The organism is Pseudonocardia nigra (assembly GCF_019396355.1).
GTDB classification, from domain to species: domain Bacteria; phylum Actinomycetota; class Actinomycetes; order Mycobacteriales; family Pseudonocardiaceae; genus Pseudonocardia; species Pseudonocardia nigra.
This window is the reverse complement of the sequence record NZ_JAHKRK010000044.1, coordinates 39,263-45,936: the sequence shown is the minus strand read 5'-3', so window position 1 is coordinate 45,936 and position 6,674 is coordinate 39,263. Positions and strand designations below refer to the sequence as shown.

Below are 6,674 nucleotides of genomic sequence, written 5' to 3'. Positions count from 1 at the left end.
CCTCCATGGCCTCGCGCCGCACCTCGGCGGCGCGCGGCCGCAGCGTCTCCATCGCGGGGTTGACGTCGGCGAGCGTGAGCTCGCACGGCACCAGCCGCACGTCCATCCCGAACACGTCAGCGAAGATCCGCAGCAGCCAGGGCGTGCCGTGGTCCCAGCCCTCCTTGGGAGTGCCGGGGCCGTAGCCGCCGCCGCGGGCGACGACGAGCGCCAGCGGCTTGCCGGCCAGCGGCTGCTCAGCGCCGGGGGCCAGCCGCGGGTCGGTGACCAGCACGTCGATCCAGCTCTTGAGGTGCTGGGAGACGCTGTAGTTGTAGAGCGGGGCCGCGACGACGGCCGCGTCGGCGTCGATCAGCTCGTCGGCGAGGCGGGCGGCCAGTGCGGCGGCGTCGCGCTGCGGCGCGGTCAGCTCGGACCCGGGGGCCAGCTTGCGCGCGGCCGCGAGCACCCACGCGTCGGCCGGCAGCGGCTCCGCGCCGACATCCCTCCGGACGACCGGGTCGCCCGGGTGTTCCGCGAGCCAGGCGCGCTCGACGGCGTCGGCGATCTCGCGGCTCACCGAGCCCACGCGGCGGATGCTGGCGTCGAGGCGGAACAGGGTCACGGGGACCTCCAGGAAGGGGCGGGAAGCGCTGTGTCAGAGATGCTCTGCTTCACAGACAATCGTGTCAACCGCACGTGTCGCACCCCGCATTCCGGCTACGATGGCGCGTGTGACCGGCCCCGCACCCACCGTCGAGACCGACCTCGGCTGGGCCCTCGGCGTCGTGTTCCGGTCCTACGTGCGCTCGGCCACCCAGGTCATGAACGACCTGCCCGGAGGGCCGCGCGGCTACCAGGTGCTCACCGCCGCCGCCGACGAGGCGCCGCGCAACCAACTGGCGCTCGCCCAGCACCTGGGCGTCGACCGCACCGTCATGACGTACCTGATCGACGACCTCACGGCGGCCGGGCTCGTCGAACGCCGGCCCGATCCGGCCGATCGCCGGGCCCGCCACATCGTGCTCACCGACGCGGGCCGCGACCGGCTCACCGCCCTCGAGCGCTGCCTGCGTGCCGCCGAGGAACGCGTGCTCGAACCGCTCGACGCCACCGACCGGGTCGTGCTGCGCGAGCTGCTGCAGCGGCTCGCCACCCGCTCCGGGTCCGAGCACGGCACTGCGTGCAACGTGGTCGACGACCTGTCCGCGGCCCGACACCTCGACCTGCCCCGCTCCTGACGGGGCCCACCGGTCAGGCGTCGGGCAGGAGCGCGGCCGCGAGCCGCTCCATGTCCCCGACCATGTCGACGTCCCGATCGAGCAGCCACTGGATCTGCAGCCCGTCCATCACGGCGATCAGGATGCGGGCCACCCACTCCGGGTCGGCGTCGGCAGGCACCCGATCGGCCAGCCGCTCGGCGATCTCCTGCCGCACGGAGGCGTAGCGGTCGCGGAACCAGTCGTGGGCGGCGTGCCCCGGTTCGGTCGCCTCGGCCGACGTGGTGGCGTAGAGCCGGACGAGATCGGGCGTGCCGACGTTGCGGCGCGTGGCCGCGAGGAGCCCGTCGAGGACGTCGCCCGCGTCGACCACCTCGCCGGTCCGCTCGTCCCGCGCCGCCAGCACCGCGGCCAGCAGCGCCTCCTTCGACCCGAAGTAGTGGAACAGGGTGGGCTCGGTGACACCCACGCGGCGCGCGATCTCCTTCAGCGACGACCGGTGGTAACCGCCCTCGCTGAACACCTCCAGCGCCGTGCGCAGGATCTGCTCGCGCCGCTCGACGCCTTTCACGTACGGGCCCCGGGTCCGCGATGCCGTCATGAGCAGAAACTACCCGGCACGAAAATCTAGCAGGACTCAGGATTTGTGCGTACAGTTCGACGGACCGAAGACCTGCCGGCGCGGCCGATGAGAGGCACCCTGTGACGACGCACCCGACGAGGGAGGACCCTGCAGTGCACGACCCCGATGTGAGCGGCCTGCTCGGCAAGCTCGACCTGGAGCAGAAGGTCCGGCTCCTGACCGGCGCCGACTTCTGGACCACCCACCCCGAGCCCGCGATCGGGCTGCGCGCGATGGTGCTCTCCGACGGCCCCGCCGGCGTGCGCGGCGAGACGTTCGACGAGCGCGACCCGTCGCTCTCGCTGCCCTCGGCCTCGGCGCTCGGGTCCACCTGGGACGTCGGCCTGGCCCGCCGTTACGGCGCCGCCCTCGGCGTGGAGGCCCGCCGCCAGGGCGTCGACGTCGTGCTCGGTCCGACGATCAACCTGCACCGCAGCCCATTCGGCGGCCGGCACTTCGAAGCGTTCTCCGAGGACCCGCTGCTCACCGCCGTGCTCGCCGCGGCCTACGTCGAAGGGGTACAGGCCCACGGCGTCGGAGCCACCCCGAAGCACTACATCGCCAACGACGCCGAGACCGACCGCTTCACCGTCGACAACCGGGTCGACGAGCGCACGCTGCGCGAGCTCTACCTGGCCGCGTTCGAGAAGGCCGTGGTCGAGGCGCGGGCGTGGCTGGTGATGTCGGCCTACAACTCGGTCAACGGCGCGACGATGACGGAGAACGCGCTGCTGCGTAGCCCGCTGTCGGACGAGTGGGGCTTCGACGGCGTCGTCGTGTCCGACTGGACGGCCGTGCGCAGCACCGAGGTCGCCGCGAACGCCGCGCAGGACCTCGTGATGCCCGGGCCGGTCGGGCCGTGGGGGGATGCTCTGATCGAGGCCGTGCGCGCCGGGCGCGTGCCCGAGTCGGCGGTCGTCGAGAAGGTGGAGCGGCTGCTGCGGCTGGCCGCCCGGGTGGGCGCCCTCGACGGGACGCCTGCCGCCGTCGCGGAGCCGCCCGCCGGCGAGGACGACGCGGCACTGGCGCGGGAGATCGCCGCGGCGGGAACGGTGCTGGTGCGCAACGCCTCCGAACTGCCGTGGGACCGCGCCCGGCTGGGCTCGGTGGCCGTGCTCGGCCACAACGCCGCGCTCGCCCGCACCCAGGGCGGCGGCAGCGCGGGCGTGCGACCCCGTGAGGTCGTCTCGCCGTTGGACGGGCTGCGCGCCGCGCTCGGCGAGGACGTGGTCCGCTACCGGATGGGCGCCAAGGTCGTCGAGGGCGTGCAGCCGTTCGCCCCGGCGGACCTGACCAACCCGGTGACCGGCGGCCCGGGTGTCCGGGTCCGGTTCCTCGGCGCCGACGGCAGCAAGGTGGGTGCCGAGGACCGGCTGTGGAGTGCCCTCGTGTGGCTCGGCAGCGGCGTGCCGGCCGGCACCACGACGATCGAGCTGCACACCCGCTGGGCCGCGGGCGCCGGGACGCACCGCCTGGGCGCCGCCGCGCTCGGACGGCTCGTGCTGAGCATCGACGGGACCGAGGTCTTCGACACGACCACCGAGGCCCGCGCCGACCTGTTCGGTGCCGCGTTCCTCGACCCGCCGTCGGCCACCACGGACGTCGCCTTCGACGGCGGGCCGGTCGACGTCGTGCTGCAGTACTCGAGCACCGTCGACCCGAACCTGCCGCTGCGAGCGGTGACGCTCGGGGCCGATGTCGTCGTCGACGACCCGGAGGCCGAGATCGCCGCCGCCGCGGCCCTGGCCGCGGAGTCGGACGTGGCGCTCGTGGTGGTCGGCACCAGCGAGACGATCGAGAGCGAGGGCTTCGACCGCACGTCGCTGGCCCTGCCCGGGCGGCAGGACGCGCTGGTCCGCGCCGTGGCCGCCGCCAACCCCCGCACCGTCGTGCTGGTCAACTCGGGCGCGCCGGTACTGCTGCCGTGGCGCGACGAGGTGGCCGCGGTGCTGCTCGGCTGGTTCGGCGGCGAGCGGTTCGGCGAGGCCGTCGCCGACGTGCTGCTGGGCGCGCGCGAGCCCGCCGGGCGACTGCCCACGACCTGGCCGGCGACCGGTGCCGAATCGGCCGTGCTGTCGGGCTTCCCGTCCGAGGGGACGGTGGAGTACGCCGAGGGCATCCACATCGGCCACCGCGGCTGGCTGCGCAGCGGCGAGACGCCGGCGTACCCGTTCGGGCACGGGCTCGGCTACACGAGCTGGGAGCTGCGCGCGGCGCGAGCGCCGGAGACGGTCGGTACCGGGGAGCCGGTCGACGTCGAGGTCGAGCTGGCGAACACCGGGGACCGGACCGGCCGCCAGGTCGTGCAGGTCTACCTGGCGCGCCCGGACAGCGCCGTGGAGCGCCCCGCCCGCTGGCTCGCCGGCTGGGCCGTCTTCGACGCCGCGCCCGGCACCGCCACCGCGAGCGTGACGCTGCCGCCGCGGGCGTTCCAGCACTGGGCCGACGGGGCCTGGCACACCGAGCCGGGGACGTTCGAGGTGCACGTCGGGTTCTCGGTGAGCGACACCCCCGTGCAACGGCGGGTGACCGTGGCCTGACCCGATGGCGTGAGGGCGCCGGGGATTGCAGCAAAGCCACTTTCATGCAACGTGGTTGCATGAAAGTGGCTTTGCTGCAACGGGGCGGGGGCACGGCGTCGCGACCCGGCGCAGCACCAGTGCCAGGGCCAGCGCCGCGCCGAGCAGCGCCGTGATGTACCCGACCACGCCGAGCCAACCCAGGGCGTCGAAGGCAAGCCCGCCGAGCGTGCCGCCGACGCTGCTGCCCGCGTAGTAGGCGAGCAGGTACAGCGACGACGCAAGGCGGGCGAGCCACCGGCCAGCAGCGACGAGCGCCGCCCCACCCAGCTGCTGGCCAGCGAGTGCGCCCCGAAGAACCCGACCGTCACCAGCAGCAGCCCGGCCAGCACGACGGGCAGCAGGTCGGGCACGGACACCCACGCACCGGCCACGGCGACGAGCACCGCGGCCCACAGCACGCGGCGGCGGCCGCAGCGGTCGCCGAGCCGGCCCGCGCCCGTCGAGGCCCAGGTGCCGGCGAGGTAGCCGAGGAACACGAGCCCGACCAGCGCGGGTGACAGCCCGAACGGCGCGGCGAGCAGCCGGAAGCCGAGGTAGTTGTAGACCGTGACGAACGCGCCCATCAGCAGGAATCCGATCCCGAACAGGCAGCGCAGTCCGGGGTCGCCCAGGTGGGTGCGCAGCGGGCCGCCGAGCTCGCGCAGCCGCTGCGGCGGGGCGGCCGGGGCGAGCGGCGGAGGCAGCAGCAGCCGGAACGCCACCGTGCACAGCAGTGACAGCACTCCGATCACGGCCAGCGCCACCCGCCAGCCCGCGAACTCGGTGACCGCGCCCGCCACGAGCCGCCCGGACAGCCCACCGATCGTGTTGCCCGCGATGAGCAGCCCGACGGCTCCGCCGAGCCAGCGGGGCGCCACCTCACGGGTGACGTGCGCCATCGCCAGCGCGGGCAGCGCGGCGAGCGCGACGCCCTGCGCCGCCCGGATCGCGACGAGCACCCCGTAACTCGGCGCGAGCGGGGCGAGCAGGCCCAGCACGGCGGACGCGGCGAGCGCCACCGTCATCACCCTGGCCCGGCCCCAGGACTCCGCCACCGCCGACAGCGGGACGATCGCGAGCGCCAGCGTGCCGGTGGTGGCCGACAGCGCGAGGCTCGAGGCCGACGAGGAGACCCCGAACTCGGCGGCCAGCGCCGGCATCAGCGCCTGCACGCAGTAGACCAGCACGAACGTCGCCAGACCCGCACACCACATCGCCGCGCCCAACCGCCGGTAGGCGGGGGTGTCGCGCTCATGGCCGATCGGGGTGGCCGACGGAGCCTGCGCGGTCGTTGTCACAGCTAACTACGGTAGGCAGGCTACGCTCATGCGTCCAATGCATCTGCGTGGCATGCAAAATGCAGAAATGGATGAGAACGACGTCCTCGCCGTCGTCGCGCCCCGGCTGCGCCAGTTCGCCGCGGTCGCCCGCGCCGAGCACATGACCCGCGCGGCCGACGAGATCGGTGTCCCGCAGTCGACGCTCAGCCGCGGCATCGCGCGCCTCGAGCGGGACCTCGGCGTGGCGCTGTTCGTCCGGGCGGGCCGGGCGGTGCGGCTGACCCGCGCGGGCCGCACGCTGCTGCGCCACGCTGAACGCGCGCTGGCCGAGCTGGACGCGGCGGGCCGGGAGATCGTCGAGGACGCCGACGCCGTGCGGGGCCGTGTGGCGCTCGGCTTCCTGCACACGTTCGGCGCCGAGGCGGTGCCGCGACTGCTGCGCGAGTTCCGCCGCACGCACGCCGGCGTCCGGTTCGACCTCGCGCAGGGCGGGCACGACGCTCTGCTCGAGCGGCTGCGCGCGGGCGAGGTCGACCTGTGCGTCACCTCGCCGCTGCCGCCCGACTTCGGCCTGACCAGCACCGCAATGTACGAGCAGGAGCTGCGGCTGGTCGTCCCGGCCGACCATCCGCTCGCGATCCACCGGGACGGGCTGCCGCTCGCCGCCGCGGCGAAAGCGCAGTTCGTCGGCTACCGACCAGGGTTCGGGCTGCGCAGCCTCACCGAGGCGTGGTGCCGGGAGGCCGGGTTCGTCCCGCGGCTGGCGTTCGAGGGAGAGGACGGCGAGACGCTGCGCGGGCTGGTCGGCGCCGGGCTCGGGGTCGCGCTGCTCGCGCCGAGCGCCCATGGAGCCGCGGCCGGGGTCGTCGAGCTTCCGGTCACGGCACCGCGCACCACCCGGACCGTCGGGCTGGTCTGGGTGGCCGACCGCGAGGTCGCGCCCGCGGTGCGCGTGTTCCGCGACTTCCTGCGGCACGCGGGGCCGAAACTGCTTGCCCCGCGCGCGTAGGTT

Annotated in this window: 5 protein-coding genes and 1 pseudogene; 3 read left to right on the top strand and 3 right to left on the bottom strand. The window is 74.6% G+C overall.

What is annotated here, in order from left to right:
• Nucleotides 1-604, bottom strand: a 604-nt coding sequence (locus KME75_RS14055) for an FMN-dependent NADH-azoreductase (RefSeq protein ID WP_219415077.1), incomplete at its 3' end; no start/stop codon positions are given.
• A gap of 109 nt (nt 605-713) precedes the next feature.
• On the opposite strand from KME75_RS14055, the gene KME75_RS14050 reads away from it, so the two are divergent.
• Nucleotides 714-1,220 carry a MarR family winged helix-turn-helix transcriptional regulator gene (locus tag KME75_RS14050; protein ID WP_308282764.1) on the top strand — a complete coding sequence of 169 codons (507 nt, stop codon included), beginning with the start codon at nt 714-716 and terminating at the stop codon, nt 1,218-1,220.
• Between the two features lie 13 nt (nt 1,221-1,233).
• On the opposite strand, the gene KME75_RS14045 is transcribed toward KME75_RS14050, so the two are convergent.
• Nucleotides 1,234-1,800 carry a TetR/AcrR family transcriptional regulator gene (locus tag KME75_RS14045; protein ID WP_219415075.1) on the bottom strand — a complete coding sequence of 189 codons (567 nt, stop codon included), beginning with the start codon at nt 1,798-1,800 and terminating at the stop codon, nt 1,234-1,236.
• A 134-nt stretch (nt 1,801-1,934) separates the two neighbouring features.
• Here KME75_RS14045 and KME75_RS14040 point away from each other — a divergent pair, with 134 nt between their 5' ends.
• Nucleotides 1,935-4,361 carry a beta-glucosidase family protein gene (locus tag KME75_RS14040; protein WP_219415074.1) on the top strand — a complete coding sequence of 809 codons (2,427 nt, stop codon included), beginning with the start codon at nt 1,935-1,937 and terminating at the stop codon, nt 4,359-4,361.
• Nucleotides 4,362-4,714: 353 nt separating this feature from the next.
• On the opposite strand, the pseudogene KME75_RS43110 reads toward KME75_RS14040, so the two are convergent.
• Nucleotides 4,715-5,542: pseudogene (locus KME75_RS43110) on the bottom strand (MFS transporter); the annotation flags it as partial.
• 205 nt (nt 5,543-5,747) lie between these two features.
• Here KME75_RS43110 and KME75_RS14030 point away from each other — a divergent pair.
• Complete coding sequence (locus KME75_RS14030) at nt 5,748-6,671, top strand: LysR family transcriptional regulator (RefSeq protein ID WP_246632057.1); 924 nt, start codon at nt 5,748-5,750, stop codon at nt 6,669-6,671.
• The last annotated feature ends 3 nt before the right edge of the window (nt 6,672-6,674 follow it).

What these genes read in the sequence shown, in the direction of transcription:
- KME75_RS14045 (WP_219415075.1), bottom strand. Translation starts at nt 1,800, where the DNA reads ATGACGGCATCGCGGACCCGGGGCCCGTACGTGAAAGGCGTCGAGCGG.
- KME75_RS14030 (WP_246632057.1), top strand. Translation starts at nt 5,748, where the DNA reads ATGGATGAGAACGACGTCCTCGCCGTCGTCGCGCCCCGGCTGCGCCAG.